The following is an 18,483-nucleotide window of genomic DNA, read 5'->3' as shown; positions in this document are numbered from 1 at the left end:
GTCTAATCGTCAGTGGCTGTGGCGTCGACGGCCTCGTCGTCGATGTCGATGTCGGGACCCGTGAGGTCGCCGTCCCGCCACGTGCCGCGTTGATACCAGACGTAGGCGACGACCGCGCCGATGACGTTCGAGATCGCAAAGGATAGCCAGATCCCGGCTTCGCCGATTTGGCCGGCCGCGACCCACGCGATCGGGAACCGGACGATACCGAGCATCAACACGGAGATTGCGGCGGCGGTCAGCGTCTTCCCTGCGCCGCGGAAGCTCCCGGTGTAGGCCCGCGTGATGCCGATGAAGCCGAACGTCAAGGCGACGTAGCGCAGGAACTGGGCGCCGATGTCGACGACCTTGTCGGCGTTTACCTGATCGGCGCCGACGAACGCCGAGACGATCGGCTCGGGGAACACGAACACGACGATGCCGACGATCGTGAGGAGGCCGAACAGGAACTGGGAGGCCAGCTTCGCGGCTTTCGCGGCTCTGTCCGGCTTGCCGGCGCCGATGTTCTGGCCGGTCATCGTCTCGACGCCGCGGGCGACCGCAATCGCCGGGAGCACGATCACGGAAAACACCCGCGTCCCGATGCCGTAGGCAGCCACGACCGGGTCGGAGAACATCGCCACGATGAACAACAGCAGGTTCATCGACAGCGCCCGACCCATCCCCTCGACTGAGGCCGGCAGGCCGATCGCGACGAGGCGCCGCAGGTAGACCATATCCGGCGCCATGTCCCGGAGGTTGATCTGGACACCGCGCACGCCCCGGAACATGATCGCAAGGCCGACGACGAGCGCCAGCGCGCGGGAAAACACCGTGGCGACGGCGGCGCCCTGAATGCCGAGTTCGGGGAACGGTCCCCAGCCGAAGATGAGGAACGGATCCAGAACGATGTTGAGCACGACCGAGCCGAACATCACCAGCATCGGCGTGATCGTGTCGCCGTAGCCACGCATCAGCGCGATGAACACGGCGAAGCCGAACATGGCCATCAGGCCGAGCGAGATCACTTCCATGTACTCCGTCGCCAGCGGGAGCACGTCTGCAGAGGCGCCCATCAGGTCGAGGAAGTGTTCGATGGCGAAGTAGCCGAGACCGCCCAGCAGTAAGGAAACCAGCAGCGCGAACGTCACGGTCTGTGACGCCGCGTACTCGGCTTCGGCCGGATCGTCCGAGCCGGTGTACTGGGCGACCAACACGCTCCCGGCGACCGAGATGCCCATGCCAAAGGAGATCAGCAGGAACACCATCGGGAACGCGAAGCTGATCGCCGCCAGCGCGTCGGTGCTGTACTGGCCCAGCCAGAACGTGTCGGCGAGGTTGTACGCCGTCTGGAACAGGTTCGTCACGACGATCGGCATCGCCAGGAAAAACAGCGGCTTCCCGATGCCGCCGGAGGTGAGATCGAACTCCTCGGGTCCCTTAAACAGCGCGCTGACGCGGTCGAGCACGCTCATCCGCGGACCTCCTCGACTGCACCGGCTGCGACGAGATGATCCTCGACGAACTGATCCATCGTCTCGTGCAGGCGATCAGTCGGGTGATCGACCGCGACGCGTCGCGTGTGAGCGCCCCGAACTGTCGTCGTCAGAAGGTCCGCGGCGACGGCCGGCTCGAGGTCGGTGTCGAACTCCCCTGTCTCGACGCCGTCCTCGATGATCTCTCGAACGGTCTCGAAGAGATACTGATCGAACTCGGCGATCCGCCGCCGGATCGCGTCGTCGTAGGGAGCCTGCGCGGCGACTTCGAGCATCGCGGTCTGGAACTCGCCGTCGGCTGCCGTCTCCTCGAAGGACAACAGCGCGTCGAGCAGCGACGCCAACCGTTCGCGGGGCGTGTCACCGTCGACCGACGCGAGTTGGGACGCGCGCCGTTCGTAGAGAAAATCGAGAAACGCGACGAACAGCTCGTCTTTGCTGTCGTAGTGGTAGTGGATCGAGGACTTGCTCCGCTCGGACTCGGCGGCGATCTGCTGTAACGTGAGATCCGCGTATCCGTGCTTGCACAGCGCGTGATAGGTCGCTTCCAGAATATCGTCGGCCGGTGTGTCGTCCATCTCGTTACGCGACTTACTAACTAGTTAGTCAAAAGCGTTTTGAACGCAGTCACGGTGACTCTGATCCCGAATAGTTCGCCCCGAGTGCACCGGATTCGACGGTTCGACCGCGGCGTCGAGCCGCTGACGAATGGGTCACAATGCTGGCGAGCGGGTCACAACTGTTATTTGATCCAGGGCCGACGCGTTACACGATGGCCAACCCGCCGGATCGCTCGTTTTCCGACCCCGACGAGGAGATCATGCACGCGACCTATCGTGCGCTCCGCGAACACGGGTACGCCGATCTGACTATCAAACGTATCGCCGAGGAGTACGGAAAATCGACCGCCGCAGTACACTACCACTACGACACGAAAGACGATCTGCTGGCGGCATTTTTAGACTTCGTCCTCGAACAGTTCGTCGACACGATCCACGAGGTCGAACGGACCGACCCCGAACAGCGCCTGACGTTGTTGCTCGATCAGTTGCTCGTCGAGGTCGAGGAGCATCAGGATCTGCTGGTCGCCATCCTCGAAATGCGCAGTCAGGCCCCGTACAAGGAGGCGTTCGCCGACCGGTTCGAGCAGAACGACGAGTACGTCCAGTACATGCTCAGAACCGTGATCGACGACGGCATCTCGCAGGGCGTGTTCGCCGATGTCGATGCCGAACACACCGCCGCGGCGCTGATGACGATCGTCGACGGCGCTCGCACACGGGCGGTCGTGCTCGACGATGCCGACGCACTGGCGACCGCGAGACAGACTGCAGAAGAGTACGTTCAGTCAGTGCTGTTGCCCGAGGAGTGAAGTTCTGACCCCGGTCAGGGCGAGTCGCGGTCGTCGATCTGCTGCCCGCCTTGGAACTCGTCGAGCGGAGTCGTACACCACTGACAGAACTCTAAGTCGTCGTCGAGTTCCTTCCCGCAGTGGGGACAGTGGGTCAACTCACCGTTTTCGTCGGGCGTCATCCGGGCGGCGGCGTTTTGGGCCTGCGCGAGGACGTACGCGTCGACGACGCTGAGCACCGCCACGAACGCGGTCGGGGCGAGCGCCATCGGATCGACGGCCGAAAAGGTCGCAAACGCTTCGAGCGCCGCCGGGTCGACGAACAGCGTGGTCACGCTTACGGTGGCCAGCAGCCAGCCGAGAGCGCGCCGCCACCGCCGAATGTAGAAGTGGCCGAAGCCGACGGCGAGCACTCCCAGCAGCGCCGCGAGCCACGGCCGTTTCTGTGAACTCGACTGTTGCACAGTTTGACTGACTAGTTAGTAAGTAATAAGTCTTGTTTCGTCGATTGCGGCTCGGCATCAAGCCGGGGTCGAGCGCGTACCGCCGCCAGTTAAGCGTCGACCGCCCAACGCTGGGCTATGAGAGTATTACTCATCGGCGGCACGGGACTCATCTCGACAGGGATCACCAGACAGCTCGTCGAGGCCGGGCACGAAGCCGTCTGCATGACGCGCGGTGAGGCGGACGCCGACGTACCCGAGGCAGTGGAGTTCGTCCACGGCGACCGGAACGACGGCGAGCGGCTCGACGCCGTCGCCCGAGAGACCGACGCCGACTGCGTGATCGACATGGTCTGTTTCGACGCCGAGCAGGCCCGCGCCGCCGTGGACGCCTTCGCCGACCGGGTCGACCAGTACGTCTTCTGCTCGACGGTCGACGTGTACCACCGGCCGCCCGAGCGCAACCCAGTTGTGGAATCAGCTGCGCGCGAGCCCGGCGTCAGCGAGTACGGCCGGAACAAGGCTGCCGCCGAGGACGTGTTTCTCGACGCCCACGGCGACGCCTTCGAGACGACCGTGCTCCGGCCGTGGAGCACCTACGGCGAGGGCGGCGACGTGCTCCACACGCTCGGGGTAGGTAGCTACTACATCGACCGCATCCGTCGTGGGAAACCGATCGTCGTCCACGGCGACGGCACCTCGCTGTGGGGACCCTGCCATCGGGACGACGTGGCGGCGGCGTTCGTCGGGGCGGTCGGCAACGAGGCCGCCTACGGCGAGACCTACCACGTCACCAGCGAGGAGGTGATCACGTGGAACCAGTACCACCGCCGAGTCGCCCGCGCGCTCGACGCCCCCGAGCCCGAACTGGTCCACATTCCGACCGACCAGCTCCGGGCGGCGCTGCCCGAGCGCACCCATCTGCTGGAGAATCACTTCCAGTACAGCACCGTGTTCGACAACGCGAAAGCGCGCCGAGATCTCGGCTTCGAGTACACGATCAGTTTCGAGGACGGCGTCCGACGCACCGTCGCGGCGCTCGACGAGCGCGACGCCGTCGATCCGTGGGACAGCGAGAACGACGACGCCGTCGTCGAGGCGTGGCGCGAGTCGGCCGGGAGCTTCGTCGCGCAGTTCGAGTGAGGAGCCCCGTGGCACCGGTACCCAACGACTCAAACGGGTCGGCGTCCAATGGCGCCACATGGTAGCGATCGAGGTCGACGGGCTGACGAAATCCTACGGCGATGTCGTCGCGGTGGACGACCTCTCGGTCGCAGTCGAGGACGGCGAGATCTTCGGACTGCTGGGGCCGAACGGGGCCGGCAAGTCGACGCTGATCAACGTTCTCTGTACGCTGTTGCCGCCGACGGCGGGGACGGCGCGGGTCGCCGGACACGACGTGCAGACGGCGGGCGACGACGTTCGCTCGTCGATCGGCGTCGTGTTCCAAGAGCCCGCGCTCGACGAGGAGCTGACAGGCGAAGAGAACCTGACGTTCCACGGCCGTCTCTACGGGATGGGCGGCTCGACGCTGCACGACCGGATCGACGAGGTGCTCGATCTGGTCGATCTCGCGGATCGGCGCGACGAACGCGTCGGGGGCTACTCCGGCGGGATGGCGCGCCGGCTGGAACTCGCTCGCGGGCTGTTGCACCGGCCCGAGGTGCTGTTTCTCGACGAGCCGACGGTCGGCCTCGACGCACGGACGCGCCGGGACACCCGCGAGTACGTCCGCCGACTCAACGAGGAGACCGGCACGACGGTCGTCCTGACGACTCACTACATGGACGAGGCCGACGCGCTCTGTGACCGCGTTGCGATCGTCGACGAGGGCGAGATCGTCGCGCTCGATGCGCCCGAGGCGCTCAAGTCCTCGCTCGGCGGGGACGTGGTCTCGCTGGCCGTCGAGGGGTCGGCGGCGCCGCTTCGCGCTCGGCTGGACGCCGCGCCGTGGGCGAGCGAGTACACCACCACGGACTCGGGGCTGCGCGTCACGATCGAGCGCGGCGACGCCCACGTCGCGGACCTCGTTCGACTGGCCGACGACGAGGGCGTGTCGATCTCCGGCATCGACGTTCGCAAGCCGAATCTCGAAACGGTGTTTCTCTCGCTCACCGGCGCGACGCTGGCCGAGCGGGAAGCCGACGCGCCGACCGACGCCGATGTCGGGACGGGCAGTTCCCCACAGACCGACGCCGCCGGCGCGCCCGCCGAGGCCGGGACGAGCGGTGGTGAGCGATGAGCCTCGTCGACGCCCGGAGCATCTACGCCCTCTGGCTGCGCGACATCAAGCGATTTCTCCGGACGCCCTCGCGGATCATCGGCTCGGTCGCCATGCCGATCCTGTTCCTCGTGTTCCTCGGGTTCGGATTCAGCGACGCGGCGATCCCCGGACTGCCCGAAGGCGTCGACTACCTCCAGTACCTCGTCCCCGGAATGGTCGGCTTCACGATGCTGTTTGGCGCCTCCTTCGCCGGGATGTCGATTCTCTCGGATCAGGAGGTCGGTTTCCTCAAGGAGATCATGGTCGCCCCGGTGAGCCGCACCTCGATCGTCCTCGGCCGGATCGCGGGCGGATCGACGACCGCGCTCGTGCAGGCGTCTCTCATCCTACTGCTCTCGATCCCGCTCGGGTTTCGGGTGACCAGCGTGTTCGCCCTGCCGCTCGCGGGCGTCATTCTCGCGTTGATCGCGGTGACGTTCGTCGGCTTCGGCGTCGCGCTGGCCTCGCAGTTCCGCGACAGCGAGGGGTTCGGACTCGTCATCCAGTTCGTCATCTTCCCGCTGTTTTTCCTCTCGGGCGCGATCTACCCGATCGAGAGCCTTCCCGGCGCGGTCCAACTGCTCGCCTACGTCAACCCCCTGACCTACGGCGTCGACGCGCTGCGCGCGGTGCTGGTCGGCGCCTCGGCGAACCCGCTCGCGGTCGATCTGGTCGCGCTCGTCGTCTCGTCGGTCGTGATGGTCGGCGTCGGGACGTACCTGTTCGAGCGCGTCGAGGCGGTCTGAGGCCGATCACGACTCGTTCCCGTCGCCTTCGCTGTCGCTATCGGACGTCTCGGACTCGTCGGTCGAATCGCCGTCGGCGTCATCGGCGTCGTCGCCCGCCGAATTTGCGTCGGACGTAGACGCGTCGTCCCCGTTCTCGTCGTCGACGTTCCCGTCGGGCGTGGAACTGTCACCGCCGTTCGCGTCCGTCTCGCCGCCATCACCCTCGTTCGCATCCACAGTCTCGCCGCCGTCGCCGTTATCCGCGTCGTCCACGTTCCCGTCCTGCGTTTCACCGTTCTGATCACCGCCGTCATCCGTCCCGTCGTCGGCGTCAGTCCCGTCGTCGGCGTCAGTCCCGTCGTCAGTCGTTGCATCACCGTCGGCTGATCCGCCGTCACCGTCGCCCGCCGTCGCGTTGCCGGCGGCACCCTGTCCGTCGCCGTCCGACGCCCCGCCGGCCGCAGTGCTCTCGTTGGCGCTCGCGTTCTCGCCGCCCGCCGTCGCCTCGGCGCCGGCCGCGGCGTTGGCCGACGACTGCGCGCTGGCCGACGCCGAAGTGTTCACGTTGACGTTGACGTTCGTGTCGCCGCCACCGCCGTCTCCTGCGGCGCCGCCGTCACCGCCGTCCCCACCATCGCCGCCTGCCCCGGCACCGCCGTTACCGCCATCACCGTCCCCATCGCCCGCGCCGCCGTCACCGCCGCCGAGCCCCGGCTGTGGCCCCTGAACGTCGACACGTTCGCCCGACGGCGAGAGTGCTCCCGAGGCGAGGCCGAGCATCCCGTCGCCGGTCAGCCGTCCGCTGACGGTGCCGACGAGCCTGTCGTCGCGCGGCTGGACGCCGACGATCGCGCCCGAGACGCGGTAGGTCACCGTCTCGTCCGGCCCGACCGTTCCGTTGAGCCGACAGACCTGTCCCTCGCAGTTCACCGTCCCCTCGGCGGTTTCGCTGGCCGGCAACACCGCCCCGAGGACCAACAGTTGGTACTCGGTCGCGTTGTTCGTCCCGCTCTGGAGCGCCAGCCCGTAGTCGACCTTGTCGTAGTCGATCACTGGATCGGCAACGTCGTCGGTCGCGGGCGGGAACGCCCCGTCGTCGGCGCCCTGCTGTGCGGTCTGAGGCTGGGCGGCCGGTCCCGTCCCGCCGAGCGACGGCACGACGCCCGCGCCGACCGTGCCGACGACGACGAGCACGGCGACGATCGTGGTCAGTGCGCCCGCTGCAGCGTAGCGTAGTTGTGACTCCCCCGGCATACCTAAGAGTGCACTCGCGGCGCCTAAACACGAAGTTGCCCGGCGGTTGTCGGTCGCCGCCCCCTGCGTACTAGTGCCGACCATTCGCATCCGGGTGACTGCGCCGTACCTAGAGACGCCACGGTGACACGACGACCGTCTCCAAAACGAACTGCTCGCCGATCAGCCCAGAATGTACCGCATCCACGGATACCGCTCGACGAGCGGCTGACCACCGACATCGTACTGTTCGAGGTAGGCGTCGATGCCGAGGATGCGCCCGGCGCCGAAGGCGGCCACCGAGAGGAACACGAGCATGTACGCGAAGTCGCCGTTGATGTACCCGTGGGCGACATCCCAGTTCCCGAGGTAGAACAGCAGCATCATGAACGCGCCCCAAAACGCCGCCAGCCGCGTCAGGGCGCCGAAGATCAGGCCGAGTCCGATCAGCACCTCGCCCCACGGCACCGCGACGTTGACGAAGTCGACGAACAGGGCGGAACTACCCATCGCCTCGAAGAGGCCGGCGACTGGGCTGCCGTTGGCTGCCGGTGCGTTGTTGAGGTAGCCCGCGGCGCTAAAATTCCCCGCGAGCACCTTGCCGAAACCGCTCTGGAAGAAGGCGATCCCCATCATCAGCCGAAGGGCAAAGATGAACCAAACGCTCAACGTGTGAAGCCGTCCGGTCGCGGTGAAACCGCCGATCGTGCTCCGAAGCTCGACCTCTGTGGATGCCATATGGTATCTATCGACGTGGACGTAATATAAATGTCAGCCTCGACCAAAGTCGAGGACCACGTTGCTCTCGCGGCTGGTCCTATGAAGTTTGAGCGACCCGGCGGAACAAACGAGACTGCAAGAAGAGTGATTTATCTGGAGTGTGAAACTGCGTGCAATGAGTCGGGACCGCAGCGAAGACCATCACCGCCTTCGTCGCAGACAGGAGACGCTGCTGGAGCTGACGACGAACGAGGCGGTCGTCGACGGCAACTTCGAGGCTGCCGCCCGACAGATCACGGAGGCCGCGGTCGAAATCCTCGGCGTCTCCCGGGTCAACATCTGGCTGTTCGACGACGACATCACGGTGATGCGCTGTGTGGATCACTTCGACGCCGAGACCGGCGAGCACTCCTCGGGCAGGGAACTCGCCATCGGCAACTACTCGCGGTACTTTCAGGCCCTCAAGAGCCACCGGACGATCGCCGTTACCGATACACACTCCGACGAGCGAACGCGCGAACTCGTCGCGGACTATCTCGGGCCCAACGACATCGCCTCGCTGCTGGATGCGACGCTCCGATCGGAAGGGGAAGTCGTCGGCGTCGTCTGCTTCGAGCACGTTGGTGAAACCCGCGAGTGGACCGGCGACGACGTGCAGTTCGCCGGCGATCTCGCCGACATCGTTCATCGCGCGCTGCGCAACAGAGAAAGCGCTGCACAGCGCGAGCAACTGGAGTTTCGCCAGTCGCTGCTGGAAGCCCAGCACGAGGCGTTTCCCAACGGCGTTCTCGTCGTCAACGACGACGGCGACATTCTCTCGTACAACGATCGATTTCGGGAGCTCTGGGGCGTCTCGACGGAGCTGCTCAACGATGGGAGCGTCGACGAGGTCTTCGCTGCCATCCGATCGTCCGTAGCCGACGAGGACGCCTTTCGACAAGCGATCGAGCAACTGTTCGAGACGCCGCGGACGACCAGCAGCGGCGTGCTCGAACTCGACGATGGCCGGACGGTCGAGTGGTACTCGACGGCGGTCACGGGCAGTTCGGGCGCCCACTACGGCCGCCTCTGGATCACGAGAGATATCACAGCTCGCAGGGACAGCCAAGCCGAACTGGAGCGCAAGAATCGCGCGATCGACGAGGCGCCGATCGGCATCACGCTCGCCGACGCCAATCACCCGGACAACGCCGTCAGCTACGTCAACGACCAGTTCACCGATATCACTGGCTACAGCAAGGCGGAGACGCTCGGCCGCAACTGCCGATTCTTGCAGGGCGACCACACCGAGGCGGAACCGGTCGCCGAGCTCCGGGCCGCGATCGAGGAGGAACAAGCAACGACGGTCGAACTCCGGAACTACCGCAAAGACGGCAGCAAGTTCTGGAATCGGGTGACGATCGCGCCGGTGCGAGACGAAGACGGCGCCGTGGTCAACTACGTCGGCTTCCAGCGAGACGTGACCGAGTACAGGGAGGCGACGCGCCAGTTGAAAGTGCTGCACCGCGTGTTGCGTCACAACCTCTCGAATCAGCTGACGATCATCCGCGGGTACGCCGACGAAGTCGCCCGCAGTACGAACGGCGAAGTCGCCGAGATGGCGGCTGTGATCGTCGAGGAGATCGATCGACTGGTCGACGTGATGGACAAACACCGCGAGATCGTACGCTTGCTCGACGAACAACCGCCGCCGTTGCGGCTCGACCTCGACGCTACCGTCGACCGCGTGGTCGACGACATCCGACAGGAGTACCCCGAAGCGGAACTGTCGGTCACCCGCCCCGACGAGACGATCGGGGACGTGCGTGCGATTCCAGCCCTCGAACACGCGCTCCACGAGCTGCTGGTCAACGCGATCATCCACGACGAAAGCGACGCACCGACCGTCGGCGTCGAAATCTCCCCCGACGGCGACGATACTGTCAGCGTTCGGATCACCGATCGAGGGCCGAAGATCCCTCCGGAAGAAGCGCAAATCCTCACCGGCGAACAGGAAGTGACGCCCCTCGACCACGGCATCGGAATGGGGCTGTGGCTGGTGTATCTGGTCGTGACGCTCTCGCAGGGCGATGTCGAGCTCGAAGCGAACTCCGACGAGAAAAGTATCGTCCACGTCGAACTCCCCCGAGCAACGTAACCGGAGTGTTCCGTCCGAACCCCGTCGCAGGGACGAGCTATTTGTCACTCGACAGCATAGCACACAACCCGGAGCATGGTTTCGATAGTCGAGTTGTTCGTCGGCGTCGCCGGTGACAACCCGGTGATACAGGGACTGGTCGGCGGCCTCGTCATTGCGACGCTGAACCTGCTCGGGGCGTCGCTGGTGCTCGTCTGGCGCGACCCCTCGCGGCGCGCACTAGACGGCGCGCTCGGCTTCGCGGCCGGCGTGATGCTCGCCGCGGCGTTTACCAGCCTCATCATCCCCGGCATCGAGCAGTACTCCGATGGGAATCCCATCCCGACGCTCGTCGGCATCGCACTCGGCGCCGCCTTTCTCGACCGCGCCGATGGGCTGGTGCCCCACGCCCACTACCTGCTGACGGGCGGGAAGCGAGCCGACGGCGCTAATCCGACCGAGTCGCTCCCGCTCGACGACGATCGGCTGACGCCCGTCGTCCTGTTCGTGCTGGCGATCACGCTCCACAACATGCCCGAAGGGCTGGCTGTCGGCGTCGGCTTCGGGTCGGGCGACGTGGCGAGCGCGATCCCGCTGATGCTTGCGATCGGCATCCAGAACATTCCCGAGGGGCTCGCCGTTTCGGTCGCTGCGATCAACGCCGGACTGGATCGGCGCGCCTACGCGGTCTTTGCCGGCGTGCGCTCGGGCGCCGTCGAAATCCCGCTAGCGGTGCTCGGCGCGCTTGCGGTCAGCGCCGTCGAGCCGCTGTTGCCCTACGCGATGGGCTTTGCCGCCGGCGCGATGCTGTTTGTCATCTCCGACGAGATCATTCCCGAAACCCACACTCGCGGCTACGAGCGGATCGCTACGCTGGGGCTGATGGCCGGCGTCGTCGGGATGCTGTATCTGGATATTAGTCTGGGCTGAGGAGTTGTGATGATCTGCCTAGCAGTATAATTGCACCTCTATTCCACAAATTTAAATACTGTGGAATAGCGCATAGATTCCATGACCGATGGGCCGTCGCTGGAAGTTCCGACGACGCCGCGCGAGTCGATCGCCCAAGAGGGCGACGCTGTGCCGCCGCCACTGCCGCCCGACGATCCCGAAGCGTGGTATGCGTCCGACGTTCGTGAGCAGTACGAGCTCTATCCCGGCGTCGTCGCAACGATCTACGATCGGGAGGAAGCGTTCGAGTACGAGGTGCGCGAACCGCCGCTCTCGGCGACCGACGTGGTTGCACTCGAAACGATCAGGGACTACTTCGAGGACGCCGCCCTCGCGCGGCCGTTGACCCGCGAGGGGACCGTCGAACGGATGAACGAGGGGTTCGATCCCAAGTACGAGCAGATCATCGACCGGCTGGTGTCCTGCTCGGCGGCTGCGCGCCGACGGGTGGGCTACCGTGCGTTCCGTGACCTACGCTGTCTGGGCGAACTGACGCCGCTGGCAGTCGACGATCGTATCGAAGTAGCCGACACTGCCGACGATCGGCTCGTCGTCCACACCGAGAACTACGCACCGGCGAGAACGACGTTTCCCGCCGAACCGAAGTTCATCGAGCGGTTCGTCAGCGAGCGACTAACCAGCTACACCGTCAGCTTTCAGGAGTTCGAAGTTCCGGTCGTCATCTATCGGGAGCATCTGCTCGGCAGGGACTCGTTCACGACGAAATACGCCGTTCAGGAGCCGGACCTGCTGCCCGGTGACGAGACCCTAGTCGAGGAGTGTAAAGAACGAATCTGGGAGGCCAACGTCGACGGACTGGTCGACGACCGCAAGTCGTTCGTTCGTAGTCGCGCCCGAACGTTTCTCTCCCGGCAACTCACCGCGCGCCGGACGCGAGCGTGGGTCGACGCGACGCGGTTCCGACTGCAGCGTGCCCTCGCGGAGTACGATCTCGCGGTCCCACCCATCGAAGGTCGGTACTCGGCGGACAGGCTCTCTGATCTCGTGTACTACGTGCTCCGCGACTACGTCGGCGAGGGGACGCTCACGGTCCCGATCAGGGACCGCCACCTCGAAGACATCGAGGCCAACCGCGTCGGCGAGCGCATCAAGGTGCTGCCCCGTGGGAGTGTCGGTCACGACGAGCGAATGCCGACGAATCTCGCGTTCGAGGACGAGTCGACGTTTATCAACGTCGTCACCCAACTCGCGGCCGCCGACGGCACCGAACTGAACGCATCGAATCCCAGCGCGAAGGTCAATCTAGCTCCGGAGGGCGTTCCGGACGACGTGACGATCCGCTGTGCGGTAGCGTTGGGGGTGATCAGCGAGGACGGCCCGCACATCTCGATCCGAAAGCAATCTCCCGAGGCGATGACGCCGATCGACCTGCTGGAGCGCGGGAGCGTCTCCGAAGAGATGGTCGCGCTGCTGTGGATGCTGTACGAGCACCACGGCGTCGTGTTGTTCTCCGGTCCGACTGGTGTCGGGAAAACGACATTACTCAATGCCCATATGCCATTTATACCCTTCCGCGACCGTCCGATCAGCATCGACGAAGGATCGCGAGAGGTGCGCCTACCGCACGAAACTGGCGTCTCGCTGACAACCAGAGACCACGAGAGCGAGTACAAACAGGTGACGATGGCGGATCTGATGACCGAATGTAACTATCTTAATCCTGATGTCGAGGTGCTCGCGGAGATCAACACGCCAGCGAGTTTCGAGACGTTCGCCGAGTCGCTCAACACCGGTCACGGTATCATCGGCACGACCCACGCAGAAGACGTCGAAAAGCTCGTTAACCGCGTCGTCGAGCAGGGAATGGCCCCGTACCTGTTGCGCGAACTCGATCTGGTCGTGTTCCCACGACACGTCGGCGGCGATCGGTACGTCGGCGACCTCGTGGAGTTTCTCACCGCCGACGAGTTCGAACACGTCGACGGCGAATGCGGCGTCGTCAAAAAACAGGGCGACGAAATCTACTGGAACCGGATCGGTGGGACAGACCAGTCCGGCCGGTTCACGTTCGAGTACGCGCACCCGAAACTGGAGACGACGGTCGAAGCGGCGAGCATCGACTGGTCAGACCGGAGCAGAGCCACGGTGCTCAACGAGACTGCAACCGACGAGCGACAGGCCGCCCCCGACGGCGGCGAGTTCGGCGGCGAGTGGGGTGCTGACGACGAGCGCGAGTGCAACATGCGCGTGTTTCACGCTTTGGCCCGGCGAACCGACCGGCCGGTCGGCGCCGTCGAAGCGGAGTTCCACCGCAAACACCGGTACGTTCGGTATCTACGGCGCGACGGTGCGAACGACTTCGAGGAACTGTTCGAATTCCTCGCTGACCTTCGGACTAACGAGGCGGCGACCGTCGAACGGGCCAGCACCGGTCCCAGCGAGGCCGCCGATGAGTAGTCCGACATCCGTCGAGACCGCCGGCAACAGGACGCTCGGCGGCAGCGGTCCGGGTGCGGTGCTCGATCGGTCGCTGTACGCGCTATTTGGCCGTCATGCCGACGCCAGACGCCACGACGCCGACAGACAGTCCTACCGCGGGACCGACGTTCGTGCGAGCTTCGACGTGTACATCTCGCGCGTGTACGCCCTCTCGTGGATTGCGTTCGTTGGCGTGTTTGTCACGTCACTGGCGCTTGCGGTCTCCGTCGTTCCCACGGCAACCGGAACGGGTCTTTCGGTCGCCAGTGGTCTCACACCGGGGGTGTCGCCCGTCGCCGCCGGGAGTGCGCTCGTCGCTGCGGCGGCGTCCAAGCGCGTCACGATCTGGTTCGGCGGGCGCTATCTCCAGTGGATCGCAAGCGCTCGCCAGACAGACATCGACCGAACGCTTCCCGGCGCGGTTCGGTACTTACGGGTGCTCTCGACGGGGAGCGACGACCGCCGCGCGATGTTGCGAAAAGTCGCCGCCAACACTGAGGCGTACGGACAGACTGCGGTGGCGTTCCGGAAGGCGCTGAACAAGGCGACGCTGACCGGGAGCCTCAGCCACGGGCTTCAGATCGTCGCGCGGGACACGCCCTCTCGGGACGTCTTAGCGCCGTTCCTGCTCAAATTCCGCGAACACGCCGAGCAGGGTGGCGAGGAGCTGACAAGCTACCTTCGTATGGAGAGCCGGATGCTCTCTCACCAACAGGGACGGGCGCGCGAGCGGGCCGAATCGTTCCTCGAACTGCTCGCTGAGCTGTTCATCGTGTTGTTGGTGTTGCCGTCGCTGATGGTCATTATCACGACCGTGTTGAGCGTGCTCTCGCCGAGTCTCTCGCAACCTATCGGATCGCCCGTCGGCACGGTTACCGGGCGGCAACTGATCGTGTATGGCAGCGCCGTGTTTGTCCTCTCGACCGGACTCGCCGCCGCATGGCTCGTCGAGCGGCTTCGGCCGCCAGACCACTCCGAGCCGTCGTACGAGGTCCCGGCTGGGGTCCTACCGACGATCACGTCTGCAGCGCGCAACCCGGCCAGCGCGGTCGTGCTCTCGCTACCGATCGGCCTCGGCGTCGGGGCCTCGCTCTCATCGATAGGCGTGCAGTTCGTCGATGTCGTCTTGTTGTCGTACGTCGCGTTCACGGTACCGGTCGGACTCGTCGCGGTGCGACGTGCCCGGATCAACGACGCCAAAGACAGAGAGATCAAGGACTTCGTCCACGCAGTCTCCGGCCACGTCCGTCTCGGCCGCCCGTTCTCGGAAGCCGTTGAGCGCGTCGCCGCCGATGTCGATCTGGGTGCATTGCAGGCCGACGTTGATGATCTCGCTTTCAATGTCAACCTCACAACGACCGAGGGAGACCTGCGCGCCGCGGCACTCGATCGGTTCGTCGAACGCGTCGGGACGCCGCTGGCTGGCCAGACGATCGGGCTCGTGACCGGAGCGTTAGACGCCGGTGGCGACACCGAGGACATCTTCGAGACGCTCCAGACCGAGGTCGGACGCCTCCATCACGAAAAGAAAGCGCTGCGGAGCGCAATGCTCGTGTACGTCACCGTCGGCTGGACGACCGCGCTACTCGTGATCGGCATCGTCGTCGCAGTCGACGCCTACGTGATCGACGGGTTCGCACAGCTCTCGGCGGTATCGGGATCGAGCGCCGGCGTCGGGCTGGATCCCAGCGGTATCGATCCGGCGCGCGAGCGTTACCGGTTTTACATCGTGACCCAAGCGACGATGCTCGCCTCGGGCTGGTTCGCGGGAACGGCCAGCCGCGGGCGGTACGAGGCGCTGTTGCACTCCGGCGTGCTCGTGTTGATCGCGTACGCCGTGTTCTCGGTAGGTGGGATGGTGTGAGCCGATCCGAGCGCAGCAGCCCGAACGACCGAGCGCAGTCGAACGTCGTCGGCGTCGCGTTGTTGTTGGCGATCGCCGTCGTCGGCCTCGGCGGGCTAACGGCTGGTATCGGCGCGGTTGTCGAGAGCAACGCAGCCACAGCGGACGCCGCCAGCGTCGCCGATGGGTTCGATCGCGCGCTCCAACCGACCGAGACGACCGGCTACCACGAGGGGCGCGTCGCGTTCGCCAATGGACGGATCGCTACCGAGGACCGGGCGCTCCGCGTGCTCAACGAGTCTGGCGTCGTGGCGACCGTCGCGGTCGACGCGTTAGTCTACGAGTCGGGCGATCGGCGAGTGGCGTACGAAGCTGGGACCATCGTCCGCGGACGGACAGGGAACAGTTGGCTCTACGAAGCGCCACCGATCACGGCCTCGCGGGGGAGCGGCGGCGTCCTCGCCGTCGGCGCTGCCCAGCTGAACGCGAGCGAGTGGACGACGACCGGGGCCGCAGGCCGGTCGCTCAGGCTGTCCTCGCGCGTCAGCCACGATCGGCGAGCGCTGGGGAACGGGTCTTATCGCGTTGCGATCGAGACGCCGACGCCGGGCGCTTGGAAGCGCCACTTCGATGCCCAGAGCGCGGTTCGGTCGACGAGCGGGCGCCTGTTCCCCGGCGACGATCACCAGAGCGTCGTGGCGACCTATCGCGGCGACCGAACGGCCTATTTGATCATCCACGACATGCAGCTAGAGGTGAACCGTGCCTGAGCCATCCCAACCGCCGGCAAAGCGGCGCTCGGGTGGCACGTTCACGGCGACGACTCGCGCCGCGTCCCCGGTCGTCGGCAAGGCACTGGAGGCCGGGATCGTGATCCTGTACATCGGGCTCCTGACGACGACGCTGTACGCCGGTGCGATCCCGGAGTACCGGTCGGCGGCCGCCCAAGAAGTCGCTGACAGAACGCTGGCTGACGCCAGCGCCGAACTGCGTGCAGCGATACCTCACAACGCGACGGCAGTGAACGCGACGACAAGGCTGGAGCTCCCGCGAACGATCGGAAGTTCGGCGTACACGATCCGCGTCACGAGCGGCCGGCTCGTGCTCGAGCACCCACATCCCTCGGTCGGCGGGAAGACGCCGCTGGCGCTGCCCGAGTCAGTCGAGACGGTCGACGGTCACTGGGACAGTCAGGAGTCGGCGAACGTGCGAGTGCGCGACAGTCCGAACGGGCTCGTCGTCCGCCTCGGAGGCGAGGGGTCGTGATGCGCGGGCAGGCGAACCTGCTGGCGCTTGGCGTGGCGCTCGTCGCAGTGACTGGGGCGATGGTCGTCGGGCTGGCGATCGCAGACGGCGCGTTCGCGGCCGCCGACGGCGACGCGACTGAGCGTCAGCTCGCGGCGGGAGTCTCCGAGCGACTCGTCGACGCCGACGGTCCGCTGGCGACGCGGGCGAACGTGTTGAACGCGAGCGCGGTCCAAGCGTTCGACGCCGACGCGCTCCGGTCAACGGTACCCGGCCTCGGCGGACGCTCGGTCCGCGTGACACTGAACGAGACGACACTCGCAGCGACCGGCGACGCCGACGGCTACTCGATCGAACGGCTCGTGCTGGTCGAACGGACGCAGTCGGTCACGGTCGCAGACGCCTTCGACGGAACCGATAGGACGGTGACACTACCGCGGCGGACCGGACGCGTCGACGTGTACGTCGATCCGATGGCAAACGCCACCGTGACGACGATGCGGATCGGCCCGCGGATCGTTCGGCACAACGAGTCGGGACTGACCGGCGAGTTCGCCGTCACGACGAGCCGATATCGGACCGCGACAGTATCGGTAGACGCCGACGGTGTGCTGGCGTCGGGCGACATCGAGCTGACGTACTATCCGAAACAGACCGAGAAGGCGCTGCTGGAGGTCGCCGTCGATGAGTGATCGTGCGCAGCTGTCGACACCGGTCGTCGAGGCAGGCATCGGCGTCGTCCTGATTCTCGCCATCGCCGTGGTGTTTACTCTCGGCGTCCCCGTACCCAACGACGGCGCGACACAGCTCGATGCCTACGCCGAGGACGCCGGAACGGTGCTGGCAGGCGAGCCCCCGCGTCATCAGGACGCCACACGACTCTCGGAGATTGCCAGAGATGCCGAGAGTTTCGAGCGCGAGCGGGCGTCGCTTGATCGCCGTCTCGACCGGCTACTACCGGACAATCTGTTGTATCAGGTCCAGACCACACACGGGTCGGTCGGCTACCAGCGCCCGGCCGGCGTGAGCTACGGTACCGCGACGGTGACGACGCAGTATGGCGATGTGATCCTCAGAGTGTGGTATGCATGATCGCAGCAAGAGATGGGGACACAGCGGCGCGCGCACAGTTGGTGCTCGTCGCCGCTGCAGTGATTGCGGTGGGGCTGGCACCGATCGCGCTGGCGTACGTGCAACTCGGTGCGGCGCCCGTCGACGCCGCTGGTGTGGCAGACCGATCGGACGGCGACGTGTCCCGAGCGCTCGACCGGGCAGTACACGACACAGCGGCAGGCGTCCCCAGCAACTATGCGTGGAACGAGCGCGAGGCCGCCGTCGACGCAGTCAACGATCAGCTCGGCCCGCGAATCGAGACGCTCCGGACCTCCCGGCTGCGAGCCGGCGTCGTCCGCGGAATCGCGTACAACACGTCAGCCGCGACGGCGTGGGCCGACGCTCGCTGTCCGAGCGGTCCGGATCGGCAGTTCGGCGCGTGCGAAGCGATCGACGGCGTCGTCGTGCAGGACCGAGCAGGTCGGACGCACGTGCTCGGCGCGGTCTTCGATCTGCGAGTGACGACCGAGCGCCAAACAGTGCGCTCGACAGTTCGTATCGAAACAGCAACACTAATTTCCTAGCAGCGTGTCGATCATACAGGGCCGCCCTGCCCTGTGATA

Annotated in this window: 18 protein-coding genes; 13 read left to right on the top strand and 5 right to left on the bottom strand. The window is 65.8% G+C overall.

What is annotated here, in order from left to right; translation table 11 throughout:
- Window positions 1–2 precede the first annotated feature (2 nt).
- Window positions 3–1,454 carry an MATE family efflux transporter gene (locus tag CRO01_RS08950; RefSeq protein ID WP_097008784.1) on the bottom strand — a complete coding sequence of 484 codons (1,452 nt, stop codon included), beginning with the start codon at window positions 1,452–1,454 and terminating at the stop codon, window positions 3–5.
- Complete coding sequence (locus CRO01_RS08945; protein ID WP_097008783.1) at window positions 1,451–2,053, bottom strand: TetR/AcrR family transcriptional regulator; 603 nt, start codon at window positions 2,051–2,053, stop codon at window positions 1,451–1,453. Before CRO01_RS08945 ends, CRO01_RS08950 begins: the two co-directional genes overlap by 4 nt.
- Window positions 2,054–2,247: 194 nt before the next feature.
- On the opposite strand from CRO01_RS08945, the gene CRO01_RS08940 reads away from it, so the two are divergent.
- Window positions 2,248–2,847: a TetR/AcrR family transcriptional regulator gene (locus CRO01_RS08940; RefSeq protein ID WP_097008782.1), complete on the top strand. Its 600-nt coding sequence runs from the start codon at window positions 2,248–2,250 to the stop codon at window positions 2,845–2,847.
- Between the two features lie 14 nt (window positions 2,848–2,861).
- Here CRO01_RS08940 and CRO01_RS08935 read toward each other — a convergent pair whose 3' ends face one another.
- Window positions 2,862–3,290, bottom strand: a complete 429-nt coding sequence (locus CRO01_RS08935) for a zinc ribbon domain-containing protein (RefSeq protein ID WP_097008781.1) — start codon at window positions 3,288–3,290, stop codon at window positions 2,862–2,864.
- 117 nt (window positions 3,291–3,407) lie between these two features.
- Between CRO01_RS08935 and CRO01_RS08930 the strand changes: the two genes are divergently transcribed.
- Genes CRO01_RS08930 through CRO01_RS08920 form a run of 3 tightly spaced genes read left to right on the top strand, consistent with a single transcriptional unit; the run spans window position 3,408 to window position 6,278 of the window.
- Window positions 3,408–4,412 carry an NAD-dependent epimerase/dehydratase family protein gene (locus tag CRO01_RS08930; protein ID WP_097008780.1) on the top strand — a complete coding sequence of 335 codons (1,005 nt, stop codon included), beginning with the start codon at window positions 3,408–3,410 and terminating at the stop codon, window positions 4,410–4,412.
- A 58-nt stretch (window positions 4,413–4,470) separates the two neighbouring features.
- Window positions 4,471–5,511, top strand: coding sequence for an ABC transporter ATP-binding protein (locus CRO01_RS08925; RefSeq protein WP_097008779.1), 1,041 nt, complete (start codon window positions 4,471–4,473; stop codon window positions 5,509–5,511).
- Window positions 5,508–6,278, top strand: coding sequence for an ABC transporter permease (locus CRO01_RS08920; RefSeq protein ID WP_097008778.1), 771 nt, complete (start codon window positions 5,508–5,510; stop codon window positions 6,276–6,278). The genes CRO01_RS08925 and CRO01_RS08920 overlap by 4 nt, the downstream gene beginning before the upstream one ends.
- A 6-nt stretch (window positions 6,279–6,284) precedes the next feature.
- Here the strand turns inward: CRO01_RS08920 and CRO01_RS16630 are convergent, their stop codons facing one another.
- Together CRO01_RS16630 and CRO01_RS08910 are read right to left on the bottom strand one after the other, a co-directional pair.
- Entirely contained in the window at window positions 6,285–7,514 is a 1,230-nt protein-coding gene (locus CRO01_RS16630; protein ID WP_179747442.1) for a hypothetical protein, read from the bottom strand.
- Between the two features lie 162 nt (window positions 7,515–7,676).
- Window positions 7,677–8,231, bottom strand: a complete 555-nt coding sequence (locus CRO01_RS08910; RefSeq protein WP_097008777.1) for a DoxX family protein — start codon at window positions 8,229–8,231, stop codon at window positions 7,677–7,679.
- A 157-nt stretch (window positions 8,232–8,388) separates the two neighbouring features.
- Between CRO01_RS08910 and CRO01_RS08905 the strand changes: the two genes are divergently transcribed.
- The 9 genes from CRO01_RS08905 (at window position 8,389) to CRO01_RS08865 (ending at window position 18,444) form a co-directional block, all read left to right on the top strand.
- On the top strand, window positions 8,389–10,350 hold the full coding sequence (locus CRO01_RS08905; protein WP_097008776.1) for a PAS domain-containing protein: 1,962 nt from the start codon (window positions 8,389–8,391) through the stop codon (window positions 10,348–10,350).
- Window positions 10,351–10,425: 75 nt separating this feature from the next.
- A complete protein-coding gene (locus CRO01_RS08900) occupies window positions 10,426–11,259 on the top strand; it encodes a ZIP family metal transporter (protein ID WP_097008775.1) in 834 nt (277 codons plus the stop codon).
- Window positions 11,260–11,340: 81 nt separating this feature from the next.
- Complete coding sequence (locus tag CRO01_RS08895) at window positions 11,341–13,698, top strand: type II/IV secretion system ATPase subunit (RefSeq protein ID WP_097008774.1); 2,358 nt, start codon at window positions 11,341–11,343, stop codon at window positions 13,696–13,698.
- Window positions 13,691–15,583 (top strand): type II secretion system F family protein, encoded by a 1,893-nt coding sequence (locus tag CRO01_RS08890; protein WP_097008773.1) that lies wholly within the window; start codon window positions 13,691–13,693, stop codon window positions 15,581–15,583. The genes CRO01_RS08895 and CRO01_RS08890 overlap by 8 nt, the downstream gene beginning before the upstream one ends.
- Window positions 15,580–16,332: a DUF7289 family protein gene (locus CRO01_RS08885; RefSeq protein WP_097008772.1), complete on the top strand. Its 753-nt coding sequence runs from the start codon at window positions 15,580–15,582 to the stop codon at window positions 16,330–16,332. Before CRO01_RS08890 ends, CRO01_RS08885 begins: the two co-directional genes overlap by 4 nt.
- Complete coding sequence (locus CRO01_RS08880) at window positions 16,325–16,828, top strand: DUF7266 family protein (protein WP_097008771.1); 504 nt, start codon at window positions 16,325–16,327, stop codon at window positions 16,826–16,828. Before CRO01_RS08885 ends, CRO01_RS08880 begins: the two co-directional genes overlap by 8 nt.
- The gene (locus CRO01_RS08875; RefSeq protein ID WP_097008770.1) at window positions 16,828–17,499 is read left to right on the top strand and encodes a DUF7263 family protein; all 672 of its coding nucleotides are present in this window, start codon (window positions 16,828–16,830) and stop codon (window positions 17,497–17,499) included. The genes CRO01_RS08880 and CRO01_RS08875 overlap by 1 nt, the downstream gene beginning before the upstream one ends.
- Entirely contained in the window at window positions 17,492–17,899 is a 408-nt protein-coding gene (locus CRO01_RS08870) for a DUF7262 family protein (protein WP_097008769.1), read from the top strand. The genes CRO01_RS08875 and CRO01_RS08870 overlap by 8 nt, the downstream gene beginning before the upstream one ends.
- Window positions 17,896–18,444 (top strand): DUF7261 family protein, encoded by a 549-nt coding sequence (locus tag CRO01_RS08865; protein ID WP_097008768.1) that lies wholly within the window; start codon window positions 17,896–17,898, stop codon window positions 18,442–18,444. Before CRO01_RS08870 ends, CRO01_RS08865 begins: the two co-directional genes overlap by 4 nt.
- Window positions 18,445–18,483 lie beyond the last annotated feature (39 nt).

The sequence above is a fragment of the Natronoarchaeum philippinense genome, from assembly GCF_900215575.1.
Taxonomy (GTDB): Archaea; Halobacteriota; Halobacteria; order Halobacteriales; family Natronoarchaeaceae; genus Natronoarchaeum; species Natronoarchaeum philippinense.
This window is presented reverse-complemented; position numbering and strand designations above follow the sequence as displayed.